A 20,010-nucleotide genomic window follows, 5' to 3' on the forward strand; every position below is an offset into this window, starting at 1 on the left:
CCCAAAATCAACCACTGGTGTGCTATTTGAGCTTTGCGAGAAAAAGGGGATGAAGGGGTAATGATAGATATTTATGAAAAAATAAATGAATTGTATGATAAGCGAAGAGAGGTAGAGCTTGGCGGCGGGGATGAGCGAATTGATAAGCAGCATGAAAAAGGAAAATTGACAGCGCGCGAAAGAATTGACCTGTTAGTAGACAAAGACAGTTTTATCGAATTAAATCCTTTTATTGAACACCGGACCAACGATTTTGGCTTGGATGAACAAAAAGGTCCAGGCGATGGGGTGGTGACAGGATTTGGAAAAGTAAATGGCAGGCCCATTTATTTATTTTCTCAGGACTTTACTGTTTTCGGCGGTGCATTAGGGGAAATGCATGCTAAAAAAATTGCTGCAGTTATGGATTTAGCAGCCAAAAACGGGACACCCTTTGTTGGCTTAAATGATTCCGGCGGAGCACGCATACAAGAAGGGGTAGTATCGCTTGATGGGTACGGACATATTTTTTATCGGAATGCCATTTATTCCGGAGTCATTCCGCAAATCTCAGTCATCATGGGCCCTTGCGCAGGCGGTGCCGTTTATTCACCAGCTATTACTGATTTTGTTTTTATGGTTGAGAAAACTAGTCAAATGTTTATTACAGGTCCAAAGGTAATTGAAACCGTAACCGGTGAAAAGATTTCCCCAGAGGATCTAGGCGGGGCAAATGTTCATAATTCTATTAGTGGAAACGCCCATTTTCAAGCCGCTACAGAAGCAGAGGCTTTGCAAGATGTCCGTAGACTCTTAAGTTATCTGCCACAGAATAATGGAGAAAAGCCGCCGGTATTAGAGGTGGAGGCGGAGAATGATTATCGTCCTGATTTAATGGATGTTGTCCCGTTCGATGCTGTCCGCCCCTATGATGTTAGAAAGGTAATTGAACAAGTAGTCGATGAAAGCTCGTTTATGGAGTTACATCAAAACTTTGCAAAAAATATTGTCGTCGGCTTTGCTCGGATTAAGGGTGAAACAGTCGGGCTTGTCTGTAATCAGCCAAAAGTAATGGCCGGGGGTCTGGATATTGATTCCTCGGATAAAGCGGCAAGGTTTATCAGGACCTGTGATTCCTTTAATATCCCAATTATTACATTTGAGGATGTAACCGGTTTCTTTCCGGGGGTCAAACAGGAACACGGAGGAATCATCCGCCATGGGGCAAAAATTTTATTCGCGTATTCCGAGGCAACGGTTCCTAAATTGACGGTCATTCTAAGAAAAGCTTATGGCGGTGCATATGTAGCATTAAATAGTAAGTCGATCGGCGCTGACTTAGTATTTGCTTGGCCAAATGCAGAAATTGCAGTAATGGGTCCACAAGGGGCAGCCAATATTATATTTGCAAAGGAAATCAACAGTAGTCAAAATCCAGAGCTTATCAGGCAGCAAAAAATTGAAGAATATCGCGAAAAATTCGCAAACCCGTATGTAGCCGCAAGCAGAGGTATGGTCGATGATGTGATTGACCCGCGTAATACCAGATTAAAATTAATTCAAGCATTGGATATGCTAAAAACGAAAAAAGAGTCTCGACCAGCCAAAAAGCATGGAAATATCCCTCTCTAATTTAACGCTTATCTCTTTGATTTGATGATATGACAAATAAAGAGGTATACTGATATAGGAAAAGCAGAGGCTGCTTGAATAGGGCTCTAGCTAGTTAATATACATAATTGGAGGGGCGTATATGGTTAATCAGGAACGTCTTTTAAATGAATTTTTAGAACTTGTCCAAATTGATTCAGAAACAAAATTTGAGACTGAAATTGCGAAAGTGTTGAAGCAAAAGTTTACTGAATTAGGCCTCGATGTTTTTGAGGATGATACAAAGGCTATTACGGGACATGGAGCTGGTAACTTAATTTGTACACTGCCTGCTGTAAAAGAAGGAGTAGACCCTATTTATTTCTCCTGTCATATGGATACTGTTACACCTGGTAAGGGTGTTAAACCGTCTATAAAGGATGGTTATGTTGTTACAGATGGAACGACGATTCTTGGTGCGGATGATAAAACGGGGATTGCTGTGATGCTTGAAACCATACGTCTTATAAAAGAACAAGGCATTCAACATGGTCTAATTCAATTTATCATCTCAGTCGGTGAAGAGTCAGGATTACAAGGTGCAAAGGCGATTGAGCCTGCCTTATTAAAAGCAAAATATGGCTATGCTCTTGATAGTGATGGTTTAGTTGGTAACGTGGTTGTTGCTGCACCAACGCAAGCAAAGGTGAAAGCCGTCATTTATGGCAGGACAGCCCACGCAGGTGTCGCACCTGAAAAGGGAGTATCTGCGATTACCATTGCTGCAAAATCGATTGCGAAAATGCCATTAGGCAGAATCGATCATGAAACCACGGCTAATATTGGCCGTTTTGAAGGCGGGCAAGCTACGAATATTGTTTGCGATCGCGTTGATATTTTAGCAGAGGCTCGGTCGTTGATTCCTGAAAAGATGCAGGCGCAGGTCAACAAAATGAAGGATGCATTTGAAACAGTTGCAGAACAAATGGGAGGCAGGGCAGAAGTGGATGTAGAAGTCATGTATCCCGGTTTCAAATTTGGCGAGGGCGACCAAGTGGTAGAAATTGCGCGCAAGGCAGCAGCAAAGATTGGCCGCAGCTGTGAACTTCAGCATAGCGGCGGAGGCAGTGATGCCAATGTATTTAATGGTTTCAATATTCCGACTGTCAATTTGGCGGTAGGTTATGAAGAAATTCATACTACAAATGAACGTATGCCAGTTGCAGAATTGTATAAGCTTGCAGAAATGACTCTTGCTATTATCGATGAAGTGACGAATCAGTAATCAAGCTAACTGAAGGAGAGCCCAACGGCCTCCTTTTTTGCTATAATAAAAAAACAGAACAAATGTTTTAAGGGTGTGTTCGTCATGAAGGAAATGTATCCAAAAAATGGACGAGTCATTTTACATGTGGATATGAATAGCTTTTACGCTTCTGTTGAAATGGCCTATGATGCTGACCTGAAGGGAAAGCCGCTTGCCATTGCCGGTAACGTAGAGGAACGAAGAGGAATTATTGTCACCTGCAGTTATGAAGCGAGAAAATTTGGTGTAAAAACAACCATGCCGCTTTGGGAAGCGAAAAGGCTTTGTCCACAGCTTGTGGTGATGAAACCAAATTTCGAACGATACCGGGCTGCATCGACCGCGATGTTTGAAATACTTAGACAATATACGGAGCTTGTTGAACCTGTATCGATCGATGAAGGTTACATGGATATAACCGAATGTTTTTCATTAGGAAGTCCAATCGAAATAGCTGAAAGTATTCAAAAAAGAATATTAGAGCAGCTAGATCTGCCATGTAGTATTGGAGTTGCACCGAATAAATTTTTAGCAAAAACCGCTTCTGATATGAAAAAGCCACTGGGAATAACCATCATGCGAAAACGTGATATTCCTACAGTATTGTGGCCCTTGAATACGAATGAAATGCATGGGGTTGGGAAGAAGACTGCTGAAAAATTACAAACAATTGGAATCCATACGATCGGAGATTTAGCTAAGGGAAATGAAGTTCAATTAAAATCACTTCTCGGAATTAATGGGTTAAGGTTAAAAGAAAGGGCTAATGGAATTGACTTGAGGCTAGTTAATCCTGAATCAGTTTCGGAATTTAAAAGTATCGGAAATTCTACCACATTGCCAAGGGATATTAGCAATCAACAAGAATTGTTTCAAGTGCTTGATGGATTAGCCGAAACCGTTTCGACCAGATTAAGACGTAAAACCGTGATGGCCTCCGCATTGGCGATAACGATCCGCTACAAAGATCGAAAGACGATTACCAAAAGTATGAAGCTGCAGAACCCGCTTAAATCTAGGGATGATATTTCCACGTATGCTAAGCAGCTGTTTTTAAAGGCCTGGAATGGCGACCCTGTTCGTTTGTTAGGAATAACTGGTAATGACCTGATAGATCAGGACCATGCCTATAAACAGCTTGATTTATTTTCTTACGAAAAAGATGCTAAAAAAGAGCCGCTCTTAAGAACCCTTTCCAGCCTGCGTGAAAAATATGGGAAAAATATTATTGAAACTGCCGGCGCCCATAATGATGAACAGGCTGAAAATGTGGGAACAGAGACAAGCTTTAATAAAGATTTTTTACGCTCTTTTCCCGATAAAAAGAAGGAAGAACACTAAAAGCTCCACTTTGTACATGACAAAGGGAGCTTTTTTTAATTTCGCCAATTGAATGATTCAGTTAAGTACCTAGGGCGAAAAACAGGCGCTTACGTAGTCTATTTACAAATATCTACTTCTAAATCAGCGACTGGCCACCAGAAGTAGCCGTCCTTTTCGAGAAGTTCATCTGCTTCCTTAGGACCCATCGTTCCGGATTCATAATTAGGAAATGCTGCTTTTGTTTTTTCCCAATCAGCTGAAATCTTATCTACAAAAGCCCAAGAGTACGCTACTTCATCCCAATGTGTGAAATTGGTAGCATCTCCTCTCATACAATCGTATAAGAGTTTCTCATACCCTTCAGGAGTATTCATTGCATGAATGCCAGTATTGGCAAAGCTTAATTTTACTTCTTGAGCATCAAGATGTCCCCCCGCTTTTTTAGCGTTTAGATGCAGTGTTATTCCTTCTTCAGGCTGAATATGGATGACAAGCAGGTTTGGATTCAACATTTTTTCTGTTTGATAATATAAATTCATCGGAATGTCCTTAAATTGGACAACAATTTTCGTTGACTTAGTGGCCATCCTTTTACCTGTACGGATATAAAAAGGTACACCCGCCCAACGGAAATTATCAATCATAATTTTTCCAGCTACAAAGGTTTCCGTATTGGATTCATTATCAACCATGGCTTCATCGCGGTATTTAGGAACATCAACATCTTCAATTGTTCCCTCACCATACTGTCCGCGGACAAAATATTGCTTTACTTCCTCACCCTCAACAGTTCTTAGGGACCTAAACACTCTGACCTTTTCAGATCTTACTTCGTCGGTGGTCAGACTAATTGGCGGTTCCATCGCAAGCAATGCCACCATTTGCATCATGTGATTTTGCAGCATATCCCGAAGAGCGCCGCTTGTCTCATAATAACGCCCTCGCTCTTCTACACCGAGTGTTTCACTAGAGGTAATTTGTATATTGGAAATATATCGGTTATTCCAAAGAGGCTCAAAAATAGCGTTGGCGAAACGGATTACCTCAATGTTCCGCACCATTTCTTTTCCTAGATAGTGGTCAATCCGGTATACCTCTTTTTCGGAAAAGGCACTTCTAATCTGTTTATTTAACTCCTTTGCAGATTCCAAGTCGTGTCCAAATGGCTTTTCGATGACAAGCCGCTTATATCCTTTTACATCTGTAAGGCCATCCGATTTTAAATGCAAGGCAATTGGACCAAAGAACTCTGGAGCCATTGCCAAGTAAAAAATTCGATTGCCTTCTAAATCATAATTTGCATCAATTTGATCCGCAAATTTTCTTAATGAAACATAAGAGCTGGAATCGGCAACATCATGTGATTGATAATAGAAATGAGAAACAAATTCATCTAGGTTTTCTTTGTTTCCTAAAGCGGATATCACCGATTCCTTAACAGATTGCTGAAACTCATCATTAGAAAGTGATCTTCTTGCCACACCAATCACGGCAAATTTGTCTAGTTTATTCCGTGAATATAGACGGTAAAGTGATGGGAATAATTTCCGTTTTGCTAAATCTCCAGTTGCCCCAAATATCATAATTAACGAAGTCATGTTTTGTTCCACGTTGTGTACCTCTTTTCTAATAGCCTATTTATGTATTTTTTGCTTTTATTTAATTTATCTGTTTTCTTTAGGTTTCGCAAATATATTGAATTGCATGTAACAAAATATTTTGATTTGGATAATGAAGTTAGTCCTGAGTGAGCATAAAAAAAGAGTTTGTGATATAGTTATTCATAAGAAAAAACGGAAAAGAGAGGAGCTTTTATTTGGATTTATTTTTCTTAGGGACAGGCGCTGGGATGCCGGCAAAACTACGAAATGTTACTTCCATTGCCCTCAAATTACTTGAAGAGCGGGGGGCAGTATGGCTGTTTGATGCTGGGGAAGCAACACAGCATCAAATATTACATACTACGATTAAACCACGGCGGATCGAAAAAATATTTATTACCCACCTTCACGGCGATCATATCTATGGGCTTCCGGGGTTGTTATCCAGCCGTTCCTTCCAAGGGGGAGAAACGGAAGTTACGGTCTATGGTCCAAAAGGCATTAAAGAGTATATTCAGGTTAGTCTTTCTTTAAGTCAAACTTATTTGAAATACCCATTAACTGTAGTTGAAATTTCCGAAGGGATTATTTTCGAGGATGAGCAGTTCACCGTGGAAGTACGGAGATTAGAACACGGAATTCCCTCTTACGGCTATCGGATTGTAGAGAGGGACAGACCTGGTACACTGCTTGCAGACAAATTGAAGGAAGCCGGGGTACAGCCAGGACCCATTTTTAGAAAAATAAAAAATGGTGAATCGGTCACCCTCGAGGACGGCAGAGTCATTGAACCAGACAAGTTTCTTGGGCCTTCTCAAAAGGGGCGGATTGTCACCATTCTTGGAGATACCCGGTATTGCGAAAATTCGCAGTGGTTAGCTCAGGATGCTGATTTTTTAGTACATGAAGCCACTTTTGCAAAAGGGGAGGAGCAGCTTGCATTTGACTATTTCCATTCAACAACAAGACAGGCAGCAGAAATTGCAAAACAGGCTGATTGCAAACGATTATGCCTCACCCATATTAGTTCTCGGTATGACCGGCAGGCATGGCTCGAACTTGTTGGCGAAGCACGAGAGGTTTTTCCGGAGACGGACATTGCCGAAGATTTTAAAGAATTTAATATCCCGTCTAAGTAAAAAAAGCACAACCGTAAATTGTACTTCACCCCAAAAGTTAGAGTTGGAATCTAAACTTTGGGGTTACCTCAATTCGGTTAGTGCTTTTTATTATTCTGAATCCCTGTTTATAATGATTTTCCTACATTTAGGTCTGAACTTAATGCTTTCCCCATTTTTTTTGATTGCTCAGTAGCAGCCTTAATACAAGCGATAAATGCTTGCTGTACCCCGTAATCCTCTAGAACATGGATTCCCGCTTCAGTTGTTCCGCCTGGGCTCGTCACTTCTCGCCGCAGCTGTTCAGGCGATTTTGAGGAGTTTTTCACCATTTCGGCAGCACCTATAAGGGTTTGAACGATCAGTTCCTGGGCAATTTGCTTATCGAGGCCAATCTCTTCTGCGCTATTTTCCATTGCCTCGATAAGATAATAAATATAGGCAGGACCACTTCCGGATAATCCGGTTACAGCATCGAGCTGCTCTTCCTCAACCAGCTTCGCTAAACCTACCGTCTCAAAAAGTTTTTTAATGTTATCTAACTGCACAGCTGTTACCCGTTCATTTACGGCGATAGCAGTAGCTGATTTTCCGACTGCTGCCGATGTGTTAGGCATCGACCGGGCAATTGAAAGTGGTCTTCTTGCTAGGGTTTCAATTGTACTCATTGATACACCTGCTAAAACTGAAACAATAAGCATGTTCTCTGTTAAATATTCACGAATTTTGTCAACCGCGCTATCAGCATCCTTTGGCTTCATCGCAAGCATAACGATATCTGCCCCTTCAAAAAGAGTATTCAACTCATATGTACTAGAGATGCCATATCGTTCCTCAAGGAGCTCCAATCTTTTTTTATTTCCATGATTGGTCACCCAAATGTGTTTCTTATTAATTAGTTCATTCTCAATAATGCCTGAGATGAGGGCTTCGGCCATGGATCCAGCACCTATAATCGCAATCTTTTTCATTGTTACTCCTCCTATTGAAATGAAGTGATTATGCTTGAAGACAGCCTGTTTGTCAAGGAGAATTATAAGAATTTTTCCCTTTTTCTAATAAAGGTGCTTCAAAAATGACAATAAGTAAAAAAATGGCTAAACTTAAATTTATAATCTAAATGACACATAATGTTCATTATTTCAAAATACATTTTTTATCCTAGATAAGGAGTTTTGTTAAATGACACAATGGAAAGATGGAATTGCTAAGATCACATTGCCAACACCGTTCCCCGTGGGAGATGTTAATGTCTATTTGATCAAGGGCGAGCGGTTAACACTAGTGGATGCCGGAGTAAAAACAGATGAGTGCTGGAACTCCTTTATAGAGCAGCTTGCTGAATTGGATTTGAGTCCCTGGGATATTGAGCAAGTTGTTCTTACCCATCATCATCCAGATCATGTTGGGATGCTTGAATTTTTTTCGGATACGTTAGAGGTCTACGGCCACCGCCTAAATGAACGATGGATCCATCCAACTGAAGAATTTTTTCAACTCCAAGAAGAATTTTTTAAAGAAGCATACAAAGAGTTTGGTTTACCAGATGAATTTTTCCCTTTTTTATCTAAGCTGCGAAATACTTTTAAATATTCCTGTAACCGTCCGTTGACAGCGCATTTAGTGGAGGGAATGAATCCTATTGGGCTTAGTGACTGGCAGGTAATAGAAACACCGGGCCATGCCCAAAGTCAAATTGCGCTCTTTCGAGAGAAAGATGGAATCCTGATTGCTGGTGATTTGATTTTAGCCCATATTTCACCTAATCCGTTACTGGAGCCCCCTGCGCCTGGTGAAACTGAAAGGCCGAAACCGCAGCTGCAGCATAATAATTCTATGAAAAAACTATTAGCCTACCCAATTCATTGTGTTTACACTGGTCATGGGGATGAGGTCACACAATTAGCCGAATTGATTGAAAAGAGATTTACCCGGCAGCATGAGCGTGCAATGACAGTATATAGCTGGCTAAAGGAAGAACCGCTTACGGTCTTTGAAATCTGTAAACGTCTTTTTCCAACAGTCTATCAGCGTGAATTGATGTTAACAATATCGGAAAGTGTGGCCCAGCTTGACTATTTATCATCTATCGGGGAAATTATTAGTAGTACTAGTAAGCCTGTTTTCTATCAAGCAAGGGATTAGGTAGTTAGGGCTGTAACTCTGATGGGGTGTTAAAATGGTGAGGGAACAATTGAAAGGTAAAAATATAGTGATTACAGGTGCATCTGGCGGAATTGGCGCAGAAATTGCTAAGCTTTGTGCCAAGAGTGGCGCTAATCTTGTCCTGTTGGCAAGAAGTGTGGATAAACTCGAGCAGCTTCAATTAAATTTAGAGGAACACCATCACATTCATGTGGATGTGTTTCGGCTAGATGTATCAGATACAGATCAAGTTAAAGCTGTATTTGAGCAAATATTTGAAAAAATAGGCCATATAGATATTCTCGTTAATAATGCAGGGTTTGGGGTATTCCGTGAGGCCCATGAAGCGACGATGGACGAAATGAAAGGGATGCTTAATGTGAATGTCATTGGCTTAATGGCATGCACCAGCATGGTTTTGCCGAAGATGCGAGAACGCCGATTTGGCCATATTATTAATATTGCCTCCCAGGCAGGAAAGCTGGCGACGCCAAAGTCCAGTGTTTATTCTGCTTCAAAGCATGCTGTTCTCGGCTATACAAACGCCCTAAGAATGGAGCTTGATGATTATAATGTCCAAGTGACATCGGTAAACCCTGGACCGATTGCGACTAACTTTTTTAATATTGCGGATGAACAAGGCACCTACGTGAAAAATGTGCAGAAGTTCATGCTGCAGCCTGAATATGTAGCTCAAAAAGTAGTCGATAGCATGCTGACAAAAACAAGAGAAATTAATCTCCCGCGTTGGATGAACATGGGAAGTGTTGTTTATGTTCTTTTTCCACGGCTGTTTGAGCGAATCGGAAAACGGGTGCTTAATTCAAAATAGATAGTGGTATGAAGCTGCTTTTTCAAAAAAAGGCAGCTTTTTCATGCGATAAGAAAGTATAAAAGTTTTTGACTTTGAGAATTGTCTAGCTCTAGCGCCTAGCCCCTCGATGGTCTACAGCCAAGCCGTCCAAAAGGTTAAAAAGCAACCTTTCGGCCGGCTTGTCTTATGCTTGGCTACAGAAAGCTATCGCTTTCTGTACGCATTAAGGGCAACTAGTCTTTGACCCTGCTTTCACTGGCCAGTCGACAAGTCGCCCTATATCGGGGCTGACCAAGGCGCTTGTGCTTTTCTTATTTCTCTTTTTTAGAAATGGTATAATGGATTAATTCTTAGATAGATAGAACTGTCTTCGGGAAGGAGTCAGGGATTTGAGTATTAAAATAAATCAAAAAATGATTAAAGAATTGTGCGGGACTGTCTCCTTTAAAAGAGGGGAGGCATTTTTTCGCTCTAATAAAGTATTGTTTGAACAATATGGACCTGAGCGGTATCAAGCAACCGTCTCCGGAACCGAGAATTTTTACGTGGTGATTGAAAAGGAAAACGATCAGCATTTTCTTTCTAGATGCAGCTGCCCTAAACTCGCATCTTTTCAAAAGGATTGTCAGCATATTGCTGCCGTTTTGTTAGCCATTCATGATTTTCAGCTGAAAGGAACCAACCCTGTCGGATCTGCTGAGGTCAAACAAGGGGGATTGGCTGAAGAGATGTTGAATATTTTTCAAAGCAAACCAAGACGTCCCAGCGGTCATCAGCTTCATTTTGAAAATAGAGCAGTTCTTGATTTAGAGTTTATTATTAAACCTTTCAACGATAAAGGACAGCCTTCACTTGGAATGGAGCTGTTCATTGAAAGGACTAAAGTGCAGGATATCAAGAGTTTTCTAGAAGGTGTCCAATTCGGTCATCCATGCCAGCTTTCCAGCCTATTTTTGTATGATCCGAGTCTTCATTGTTTTCAATCAGAGGCAGATTCGGTTATTCAGCATCTTAGCCAGCTAATCCATGACGGTGCCGATTCTTCCGTATTTCACAATACAGAATTGCTGCTGATTCCACCGTCTTCGTGGAAGCAGCTGCAAACTCTGTTAACGAGGGCGCCCCTCGTAAAGTTGGAACATGACGGTTTTACTTTTAATCCTCTACAAATAACAGAAGAACTGCCGCCCTTACAGTTTGAATTTTTGGAGGCTGAACCTTCTGGCTATTGGTTAAAGGTAAAAGGGCTGTCTCGCATGATTGTTTTAAATGCGTATAGTTCGGTAGTGTCTGCCGGTAAAATAATTAACTTAAAAGCCGAGGATTGTCAGCATTTAGAAGACATTAAACAGATGCTGGATATTTCAGGAACCAATCAACTTTCTATTCACCAAGAGCAAATTGCACCCTTTTTCGAAAAGGTAGTTCCAGGTTTGAAAAGATTGGGGCATGTCCAGTTATCAACTGCCCTTGCTAGAAAGTTTATGAAAACACCATTGACAGCGAAACTGTACTTAGACCGGGTAAAAAATCGGCTGCTGGCCGGCCTTGAGTTTCATTATGAAAATCTCGTGATTAATCCTTTGGAAGATAACACTTTCTTTGCAGGCGATCGGATTATCAGGGATAAAGAAAAGGAAGCGCAAATTTTAGAATTAATGGAGGAAAGTTCCTTTGTTAAAACGGACAGCGGTTATTTTTTACACAATGAAGAATTAGAATATGAATTTCTTTACCATGTTGTCCCAAAGCTCCAAAAGCAGGTACAAATTTATGCGACGACTGCCGTAAGAAATCGAATCTTTAGAGGACCTGCCCCTCCAGCTCTCAGGGTAAGTTTGAAAAAAGAACGAACGAATTGGCTGGAATTTAAATTCGAGCTCGATGGCATTTCTCAGCAGCAAATCAAAGACGTATTAATGGCATTAGAAGAAAAGCGTAAATATTACCGTCTGCCAAGCGGCAGTCTTCTCTCGTTAGAGACAAGAGAGTTTGAAGAAATTCAGCGTTTCTTAAAAGAACTTCCTGTCCAGAGAGATGAGATTGAAAACATCTTTGAGGTTTCCATTATGCAGGGGCTCTCCCTGTTTGATTCGGTAGATGACAGTAAGGTATTAATGCTCGAGGACTCATTTCAACAGTTTCTTGAAACATTAAGAATTCCCAACAGTTTAAGCTTTGAGGTGCCGATGTGTTTGGAGTCTATTCTGCGTGACTATCAAAAACACGGTTATCGATGGATGAAGACTCTTGCCCATTATGGTTTTGGCGGAATTCTCGCAGATGATATGGGGCTTGGCAAAACACTTCAGAGTATTACGTTTATTTTATCGGAGCTTACTTCGATTCGGAATCGAAAACAGCCGGTTCTAATCGTTTGTCCTTCCTCATTATCCTACAACTGGTTAAATGAAATAATGAAATTTGCTCCTGAACTGCAAGCCATTGTTGTAGACGGAACTCAGCGGGATAGGTACAGGATTCAGAGAGAAGCCATGGATATGGATGTGGTCATCACCTCTTATCCGCTGCTGCGGCGGGATATTCAATGGTATGAGAAACAATTCTTTCATACCATCTTTTTTGATGAAGCACAGGCCTTTAAAAACCCAATCACGCAAACGGCAAGGAGTGTAAAAAGGCTGAGGTCTGACTATCGCTTCGCCCTCACCGGCACACCGGTAGAAAATTCACCAGAAGAATTGTGGTCGATTTTTCATGTTGTCTTTCCTGAATTATTTAAGGGATTAAGAGAATTTAGCCATCTTCCCAAGAAGAAGATCGCTCGTAGAGTGCGCCCCTTTTTGTTGCGGAGGATGAAAGAGGATGTAGCTTCTGAGCTTCCTGAAAAGCTCGAATCCCTAGAAATGGCAGAGCTTCTTCCAGACCAAAAGAAGCTGTATGCAGCTTATTTGGCCAAATTAAGGGAGGATACCTTGAAGCATCTTGATAAGGAGACGATTAGGAAAAACCGGATAAAAATTCTCGCCGGTTTAACCCGTTTGCGGCAGATTTGTTGTCATCCAGGCTTGTTTGTTGACGGTTATAAAGGCAGTTCTGCAAAATTGGACATGCTGCTCAGAATTGTGGAAGAGTCCAGGATGTCCGGACGCAGGGTCCTGATTTTTTCACAGTTTACTAAAATGCTTGGATTAATAGGGCGAAATTTGAGCATGATGGGAATGCCCTTTTTCTACCTGGATGGTCAAACTCCCTCTCAAGAAAGAGTTGAAATCTGCCGCCGCTTTAATCAAGGTGAACGGGACTTTTTCTTGATTTCATTGAAAGCCGGCGGGACAGGTCTTAATTTGACCGGAGCTGATACCGTCATCCTGTATGATATTTGGTGGAACCCTGCAGTTGAGGACCAAGCAGCGGACCGGGCCCATCGGATTGGTCAAAAAAATGTTGTCCAAGTGATTAAACTTGTTACTCGCGGGACAATTGAAGAGAAGATTAGCGAGCTTCAGGATAAAAAGCGGCATCTGATTGAAGAAATTATTCATTCTTCTGATGAGAAGGAAACTTCCCTTTTAACTGAGGAGGACATTCGTGAAATTCTTTCATAAAAAGCCTCTTTAACAGTAACGGGTTCTAATTTGAAGTACAAAATTTAAAATAGTTGGGAAAATAACAAGTTAATTCGCATATAAAAAAACACCGTAAATGACTAACGGGTTCCGTTCCTATCACAAAACACGAAAATGCAATCGAAAATGTAACCAATTTTGTACTGCCTTTTGTATCTGTTTTTGTAATTAAAAATTTAATGGCTCAGTTCATTTGAACTGAGCCCATTTTTAATATCCATTTTTGGTTAGCCTGTTGAATTAACGCACCCATCAGTTGAATAACTGATAAGCCTTTACAATAAGCCATATGATAATTAAACTCCAAATCAAAACTATTAGTGAACCAACTATCCAATTCTTCGGCTTACCGTTTTTCATCATTTCTTCTGCCTTAACTTCACAGTCAGATAATACATCTTTCGGTATCATCTTCAATGCAAACATTATTCCTAACGGAAGAAGAATTACATCATCTAAATAGCCTAGAATAGGTATGAAATCTGGAATTAAGTCAATCGGACTGAAGGCATATGCGACCACACAAGCGGTAAATACTTTAGCATACCAAGGCACTCTTTCATCTTTATAAGCTAAGTAGAGCATAAATATCTGTTTTTTTAAATTCCTTGCCCAAGCCTTAATTTTCGTGAACATTTTATCTCCTAATAGTAGTTAAGATTTTATTTCCATTATAACAAAATAAGATGGATTGTTATTCCGAACAAATGGCTTTATACCAATACAAAATGAGTGTCAATTTAATATACAAATGGGTACTCATTTTAACTTACATTTTTAATGTTTGCGATAGGAAACGGAACTCGTTAGTAAATGACGTGAATGAGGTTCTTTTGGATTTTTGAGATAAACCTCATTTCCTTTTAAATAAGATGTCTTGTTCTTAATTGAGTAACCAGTAAAATAAAAGAAGCGGAGATTTTTCGGTTAGATGTAGAATGGAGCTCGTTTCGGGGGATATAAGGGAAGGTTTTCCGATTATGCAAAGCAAAATCTCCCCTTTTCGCATTTTTCGAGTCAATAGGCGGAATCTCTCCGTCTATTTAAGCTTTTTTTATTAATATTACCAATTAGGCGAAATTTTTCCGTCTATTTATCGGATCGGGGGCTTTTAACCTGATCCCCCAACCGATAAGTGTGGACCCTCTTGATCCTCGATGCGGGAATCAGCAGTTTTTTATCGACCAGCTGAGAAAGTATCCTTGTCCCTTAGCTTTAAATACTTCTCAACTTTCACAGGGTATATGGCTTCTCCTTTTCCAACCGCTTCCTTTTTCGAAAAAAGACAGAGAGGTCCATCACCTTGCCAACGGTACCTAGAAATAATGTAACTTAAATTCTATTAATTGAATTAGATTTGAAAGCAAAAAAGTATATTAATTTTTGTTGGTACAGAAACTTCTGTACGGTTACTTTTTTATATACGATTTAGCTTGTCAAAAACTCGCTATTTTTAAGAAAAACACCTATATATCAATAAAAAAGAGGTATCCAAATAATCTGGCACCCATATCAAGGACATATAAAAAAAAGAGTTAAGATGCTAAAAGATGGTTCCTATATTGAATAGGGGCCATCTTTTTTAAATTCCATTGATAACGATAATTGTTATAGTAAACCATGTAATGATTTATTTTTGCTTTTAGTTCCTCTAATGATTTACAGGATTGATAGTCGACTTCATCCTTTAAGTGGCCAAAGAATGACTCTATCGGGGCATTATCCCAACAATTTCCCCTTCTAGACATTGATTGTCCTAACCCGTGTTTTTTTAACAATTTCTGATATCTTGGGCTTGTGTAATGGCTCCCTTGATCCGAATGGATAAATGCCTTCGAATGTAACTTAATTTTCTTATTTTTCATTAGTTTATCGATTGTTTTTGTGGCAATATCTAAAGTGATACGATCTGAAACATGATAAGCCAAAAGCTCATTGGTGGAGGCATCTTTTATGGCAGACAAATAAGCCATATCTTTACCGTTATATGGCAAGTAGGTAATATCCGTTAATAGTACCTTTCCTGGAATTCCTTGTTTAAACTCTCTGTTTAAATTGTTTGAAACAACCTGGTGTTCTTTTGTTGCTTTTGCTATTTTTTTATATGGATTTGGCTTTCTATGGGGGCAAATGATCCCATACTTATTCATAATTCTTTGTATCTTTTTTCTGCTGATTTTAAGGTCATATTCATTGTTTAAGATCATTTTGATAGAACGTGAACCTTTCTTATAGCCACGACGATTAAACGCTTTCATTATTATTTCTTTTACTTCTAAGTCCTTTTGTTCTCTTTCAAAACGGATGTCCTCAGCTTTTAGGTAACTATAATATCCAGAACGAGATACCCCTAAAAGCTCACAAAAATACCTTGTCATTCGCTTAAACTCATTTTGTTCTATGGTTTCATAAATTAACTGAAAAATATTATTTGTTTCGAGATTTTGACTTTTGCTTAGCAGCCTCCTTTCTGTCGTTTCTAGCTTTTTTAGCAGTTCCACTTGTCCTTCCAGTAACTTAATTCTTGCTTCCTGTCTCTCTATAATTTCTGCTTGAGTCAGTTCTCGCTTCAAATGCCTGCCGACGGCTGTTTTCCGACTGTCTGAAAGTCCGATTAGCCCATCTTTTTCATAAGCCTTTTTCCACCTATGTGCAGATTGTTCGATCCGTTTAATACCTAAAATATTAATATCGAAACCATTCTCCTCAAAGATTTGTCTAGGGAGTTTACCTGCAAGATATTCGTCCATGAATTTATTTTTGAAATCATCTGTATATGTAATAGCTAAACTACTCACACGTTGTACATTTGGGTTTTTTTGAAGTGTTTTTATTTCTTTAGAAGAAAATGTTATTTTGCTCATTGTCGTTCCCCTGATCCCCATATCTTAAAATTTAAGTATATAAAAAAATACCTAGAGTTGAAACACTCTTTTTCAAGTGTCCAATCTCTAGGTACCATATTAAAATCAGATACGATTTGATGCCCCTTTTTAATGTTTTTTATAAACTTGTACTCGAAAACAGAGCCCGTTACTTTAACAAAGGTTTTTTTATTTAATCGGTCAAAAATTCATATACCACATCATTTACAACTTCATATAAATCCGCTGCTGGTTCTCCTTTTTTCAATTCGAGAATCCGATTTGTTAACCATTCTAAATCCTGCTCGCTGATCGGGCTGGAATCCGTTTCGTAATATTGCTTAAAACAATTTTTTATCATTTTGACGACTAGTTTTTTCTCCATCACCGACACCTCACCTTATTATAACGTTTTTCTATATTGGAAGCCGCTCAAAAAATTTCCATTGAATACGAACGCATATTCGCTTAAAATATGAATAGACTAAAGAACAAACGTTCGATATTTAAATTGTGAGGGAAAAGTCATGATTGATTACAGCGCAATGCCGAAAAATAAAATTTTATGTGTGGACATGAAGAGTTTTTATGCAAGCTGTTCCGCTGTTATGGAAGGTCTTGACCCTTTGAATTGTTATTTAGCCGTTGTGGGTGAGAAAAAGCGGCAAGGGAGTATCGTGCTTGCGGCCTCGCCGCGCTTAAAAAAAGATTTTGGCATAAAAACGGGTTCACGCTTGTATGAAATTCCAGATGACCCCAAGATTAAAATTGTCGAGCCCAAAATGGCCACGTATTTACGGATTTCAACTGAAATTACCCGTGTATTTAACCGTTATGTTCCAAAAGAAGCGATCCACGTCTATAGTGTCGATGAAAGTTTTATTAAGGTCGATGGTGCCGTTCATTTGTGGGGTGATGCTTGTACGATTGCCGAAAAAATAAAAAGGGATATTGAGCGGGAATTTCAGCTGCCATGTGCCGTTGGAATTGGACCTAATATGTTATTAGCAAAGCTTTGCCTCGACTTGGATGCTAAGAAAAAAGGGGTGGCGGAATGGACATATGAGGATGTTCAGACAAAACTTTGGAACGTCTCACCACTTCGAGAAATGTGGGGCATTGGCAGACGCGTTGAAAAAACATTAAATGGCATGGGGATTTTCACCGTTGGTCAATTAGCCCGTTATGATTTAGAAAAGCTGGAAAAGAAATTCGGGATTATGGGAAACCAGCTTTATTATCATGCTTGGGGAGTTGACCTATCTGATTTAGGAGCACCTATTATCGAAGGACAAATCAGCTTTGGAAAGAGTCAAATTTTGTTAAGAGATTATAAAGAGGAAGAAGAGATTAAGGCTGTCATGTTAGAAATATGTGAAGAGGTCGCCAGAAGAGCACGTACCCATAGGAAAGCGGGAAGAACGATTAGTCTCGGAGTTGGTTATAGTCAAGATGAATTTGGCGGCGGATTTCATCGTTCCCGAACCATCATGCAGCCAACCAATATAACCATGGAGCTTTACCGTGTCTGTCTTGAATTATTTAAGGAACATTATAGTGGAAAAACCGTAAGGCAAATTTCAATCGCGATTGGAAATATTGTCGACGACCGGGAACTGCAGCTTGATTTGTTTGATATGGGGGCGTCTAAAAGACGGGAGCTTGGCTATGTGGTGGATTCAATTCGCAGGCGTTTTGGGTCAGGTTCTTTGCTCCGGGCTGTTTCCTATACAGCTGCCGGAACCGCTAAACACCGAGCGACATTGGTTGGGGGACATAAAATGTAATGAAAGAAGGAAATACCTATGATACGTGACCGTGGAAAAATTAAATGGACGTCCATGATGCTTCCTGAACACGTCAAATTACTTAGGAACTGGGTAAAAGAAGATCGATACGAAGAGAAAAGGGAAATGGATGAGCAGCAGCTAGAGCTTATGAACGAAACCTTGTCCGAAGCCATTGAGTTTAACCGATTTGTTACAATTACCCATTATCGGAACCAAAACTATGAAATGGTAATTGGTAACATCCATTATTGGGATGAATTCACGCAAAAGCTTCATGTGGTAGACCGTTTTGAAGAGGTGCATCGGATACGAATTGCCGATATTGCTGATATTCGGTTAACTGATATGTAACATAAAAAAGAGCGGCAGCAGAAAGCCGCCCTAATTAACTATTCTTCCTTATTCACTCTAACTTGTGAATCAAATTTTCCTTTGTGAGAACCGTCGCAGAATGGTTTATTATTAGACAAACCACAGCGGCAGAGAGAAAAGGATGGCTTAGTAGTAAAAACATTGCCTTCGCCATCAAGTAATTCCACATCACCGGTAATTCTCAGTGAACCATTATCGTTGACCTTGATTTGAACCTTTGACATGTTAGGCACCCCTTATAAAAATTCGTCTTAACAATGAGAATAAATGGAATTACAAGGAAAAGCAACAAGAATATAACAATAATTTTAACTTGGAAGTGCATGGTCCACATATTTTTGCAAAAACTCATCAATGGCACGTTCATAATCAGCGCGATTTTCATTGAAGGACTGAGCATGACGTCCATTCTCCGCCATATAAAGCATTTTTGGGCCCTTTTTTTGCTCAAATAAATCCTTAGACATGGAAGGCAGAATAAAATCATCTTTTTTACTATGAATAAACAACACGGGATGTTTAATATTTTCAATCACCGAAATCGGAGAAACATGTCGGATTGAATACTTGTCGCGCAGGCGCAAGAACGCATCCCCAATTGGAAGCAGAAGGCCGGGGATAAGCTTAAAATCCTTTTTTATTAGGTAGGCGAGCTGCTGCTTGAAATCAGAAAAGGGACAATCTGCAATGTAAAAATCGGCTCCATCCTCTAAAAGTCCGGCATATAAAAGCATCGTTGCAGCACCCATGGATTCACCGTGGATCCCCAGTTCAAGATTAGGGCCTTTCTCCTGCTTCAGCCAATCCACAACGGTTTTTAAATCAAATTTTTCATAGTGGCCAAAACTCGTTGTTTTTCCACCTGATTCTCCGTGGCGGCGATGATCGTAAATTAACGTATTAAAGCCGCGCGTTAAGAAAAGGTTTGCATATTTAATCGAATTAATTTTCGTTTCCGTCACACCATGAGAAATGATGACATACCGATTTGTCTGGTGCGGTTCAACAAGCAGTCCTTTAATGGGATATCCAAATGGGGAAGGAATGTCCACATCACGCTTTGGAAGCGACTCAAATTCCTCTGGAATATACCTGCCGGCTTCCTTCTCACGCCTTAAAATTAATTCCTCATCCTTCTTTTTCATATACATCAGACGGTTTGTAAAATACAAACCGAGAGATAACCAGAAAAACAACAAAACAAACAGAGTGCGGAATGCCTTTTTCATATTGGCACCTCCAACAGGATTAAGTTAGTAATAAAATATGTAAAACAACTACACAGTGCCCATAAAGGAACAGAATTAATTTTAACATAGAAAAAGCCGCTGACACCAATACGCGGCTTTAGGGATTAAAATAAGGGGCTATTGTTCAGAATTTTGTCTTTTGGTAGGGTGAAGGGCTTTTTCAAGCTCTTCAGCGGCAATGATCCGTTTTCCGCCGCCTGCTGTGTCTGCATAATTTTTTCCACTTTGACTGTTTCCTTTTTCACGTTTCTGGCTCATAGTCAGTCTC

At 39.9% G+C, this 20,010-nt stretch carries 17 protein-coding genes and 1 pseudogene; 10 read left to right on the forward strand and 8 right to left on the reverse strand.

Translation table 11 applies throughout. From position 1 onward, the window contains the following. From V7266_RS05840 to V7266_RS05855, 4 genes and pseudogenes are all read left to right on the forward strand, one after another. Window positions 1-61 (forward strand): annotated as a pseudogene (locus V7266_RS05840) (methylmalonyl-CoA epimerase); the annotation flags it as partial. Next, window positions 61-1,611, forward strand: coding sequence for an acyl-CoA carboxylase subunit beta (locus tag V7266_RS05845; RefSeq protein ID WP_335466589.1), 1,551 nt, complete (start codon window positions 61-63; stop codon window positions 1,609-1,611). The pseudogene V7266_RS05840 and the gene V7266_RS05845, both read left to right, overlap by 1 nt. A 121-nt stretch (window positions 1,612-1,732) precedes the next feature. Then, window positions 1,733-2,854 (forward strand): tripeptidase T, encoded by a 1,122-nt coding sequence (locus V7266_RS05850; protein WP_335466591.1) that lies wholly within the window; start codon window positions 1,733-1,735, stop codon window positions 2,852-2,854. Between the two features lie 84 nt (window positions 2,855-2,938). After that, window positions 2,939-4,216, forward strand: a complete 1,278-nt coding sequence (locus tag V7266_RS05855; RefSeq protein ID WP_335466593.1) for a DNA polymerase IV — start codon at window positions 2,939-2,941, stop codon at window positions 4,214-4,216. A 98-nt stretch (window positions 4,217-4,314) separates the two neighbouring features. On the opposite strand, the gene zwf is transcribed toward V7266_RS05855, so the two are convergent. Next, window positions 4,315-5,781: a glucose-6-phosphate dehydrogenase gene (gene zwf / locus V7266_RS05860; protein ID WP_420491333.1), complete on the reverse strand. Its 1,467-nt coding sequence runs from the start codon at window positions 5,779-5,781 to the stop codon at window positions 4,315-4,317. A gap of 233 nt (window positions 5,782-6,014) precedes the next feature. Here zwf and rnz point away from each other — a divergent pair, with 233 nt between their 5' ends. Next, window positions 6,015-6,938, forward strand: a complete 924-nt coding sequence (gene rnz / locus V7266_RS05865; RefSeq protein ID WP_335466596.1) for a ribonuclease Z — start codon at window positions 6,015-6,017, stop codon at window positions 6,936-6,938. 107 nt (window positions 6,939-7,045) lie between these two features. Here the strand turns inward: rnz and proC are convergent, their stop codons facing one another. Further along, complete coding sequence (gene proC / locus V7266_RS05870; protein WP_335466598.1) at window positions 7,046-7,888, reverse strand: pyrroline-5-carboxylate reductase; 843 nt, start codon at window positions 7,886-7,888, stop codon at window positions 7,046-7,048. Between the two features lie 211 nt (window positions 7,889-8,099). Here proC and V7266_RS05875 point away from each other — a divergent pair, with 211 nt between their 5' ends. From V7266_RS05875 to V7266_RS05885, 3 genes are all read left to right on the forward strand, one after another. Next, window positions 8,100-9,062 carry an MBL fold metallo-hydrolase gene (locus V7266_RS05875; protein WP_335466600.1) on the forward strand — a complete coding sequence of 321 codons (963 nt, stop codon included), beginning with the start codon at window positions 8,100-8,102 and terminating at the stop codon, window positions 9,060-9,062. Between the two features lie 34 nt (window positions 9,063-9,096). Further along, on the forward strand, window positions 9,097-9,894 hold the full coding sequence (locus V7266_RS05880; protein WP_335466602.1) for an SDR family NAD(P)-dependent oxidoreductase: 798 nt from the start codon (window positions 9,097-9,099) through the stop codon (window positions 9,892-9,894). A gap of 371 nt (window positions 9,895-10,265) precedes the next feature. Then, window positions 10,266-13,445, forward strand: coding sequence for a DEAD/DEAH box helicase (locus tag V7266_RS05885; RefSeq protein WP_335466603.1), 3,180 nt, complete (start codon window positions 10,266-10,268; stop codon window positions 13,443-13,445). Between the two features lie 273 nt (window positions 13,446-13,718). Here the strand turns inward: V7266_RS05885 and V7266_RS05890 are convergent, their stop codons facing one another. The 3 genes from V7266_RS05890 to V7266_RS05900 all read right to left on the reverse strand — a co-directional run bounded on the left by V7266_RS05890 (window position 13,719) and on the right by V7266_RS05900 (window position 16,715). Further along, window positions 13,719-14,102, reverse strand: coding sequence for a YkvA family protein (locus tag V7266_RS05890; protein ID WP_335466605.1), 384 nt, complete (start codon window positions 14,100-14,102; stop codon window positions 13,719-13,721). Between the two features lie 899 nt (window positions 14,103-15,001). Next, on the reverse strand, window positions 15,002-16,330 hold the full coding sequence (locus V7266_RS05895; RefSeq protein WP_335466607.1) for an IS3 family transposase: 1,329 nt from the start codon (window positions 16,328-16,330) through the stop codon (window positions 15,002-15,004). A gap of 193 nt (window positions 16,331-16,523) precedes the next feature. Continuing rightward, window positions 16,524-16,715, reverse strand: coding sequence for a YqzH family protein (locus V7266_RS05900; protein WP_335466609.1), 192 nt, complete (start codon window positions 16,713-16,715; stop codon window positions 16,524-16,526). Window positions 16,716-16,857: 142 nt separating this feature from the next. Here V7266_RS05900 and V7266_RS05905 point away from each other — a divergent pair, with 142 nt between their 5' ends. After that, window positions 16,858-18,117 (forward strand): DinB/UmuC family translesion DNA polymerase, encoded by a 1,260-nt coding sequence (locus tag V7266_RS05905; protein ID WP_335466611.1) that lies wholly within the window; start codon window positions 16,858-16,860, stop codon window positions 18,115-18,117. Between the two features lie 18 nt (window positions 18,118-18,135). Then, entirely contained in the window at window positions 18,136-18,471 is a 336-nt protein-coding gene (locus V7266_RS05910) for a YolD-like family protein (RefSeq protein ID WP_335466613.1), read from the forward strand. Between the two features lie 38 nt (window positions 18,472-18,509). Here V7266_RS05910 and V7266_RS05915 read toward each other — a convergent pair whose 3' ends face one another. The 3 genes from V7266_RS05915 to V7266_RS05925 all read right to left on the reverse strand — a co-directional run bounded on the left by V7266_RS05915 (window position 18,510) and on the right by V7266_RS05925 (window position 20,000). Then, window positions 18,510-18,716 (reverse strand): CDGSH iron-sulfur domain-containing protein, encoded by a 207-nt coding sequence (locus V7266_RS05915; RefSeq protein ID WP_335466614.1) that lies wholly within the window; start codon window positions 18,714-18,716, stop codon window positions 18,510-18,512. Between the two features lie 84 nt (window positions 18,717-18,800). Then, complete coding sequence (locus V7266_RS05920) at window positions 18,801-19,721, reverse strand: alpha/beta hydrolase (protein ID WP_335466616.1); 921 nt, start codon at window positions 19,719-19,721, stop codon at window positions 18,801-18,803. Between the two features lie 138 nt (window positions 19,722-19,859). Next, window positions 19,860-20,000, reverse strand: coding sequence for a hypothetical protein (locus tag V7266_RS05925; RefSeq protein ID WP_335466618.1), 141 nt, complete (start codon window positions 19,998-20,000; stop codon window positions 19,860-19,862). Window positions 20,001-20,010 lie beyond the last annotated feature (10 nt).

The organism is Neobacillus drentensis (assembly GCF_036965645.1).
GTDB classification, from domain to species: Bacteria; Bacillota; Bacilli; order Bacillales; family Cytobacillaceae; genus Neobacillus; species Neobacillus drentensis_D.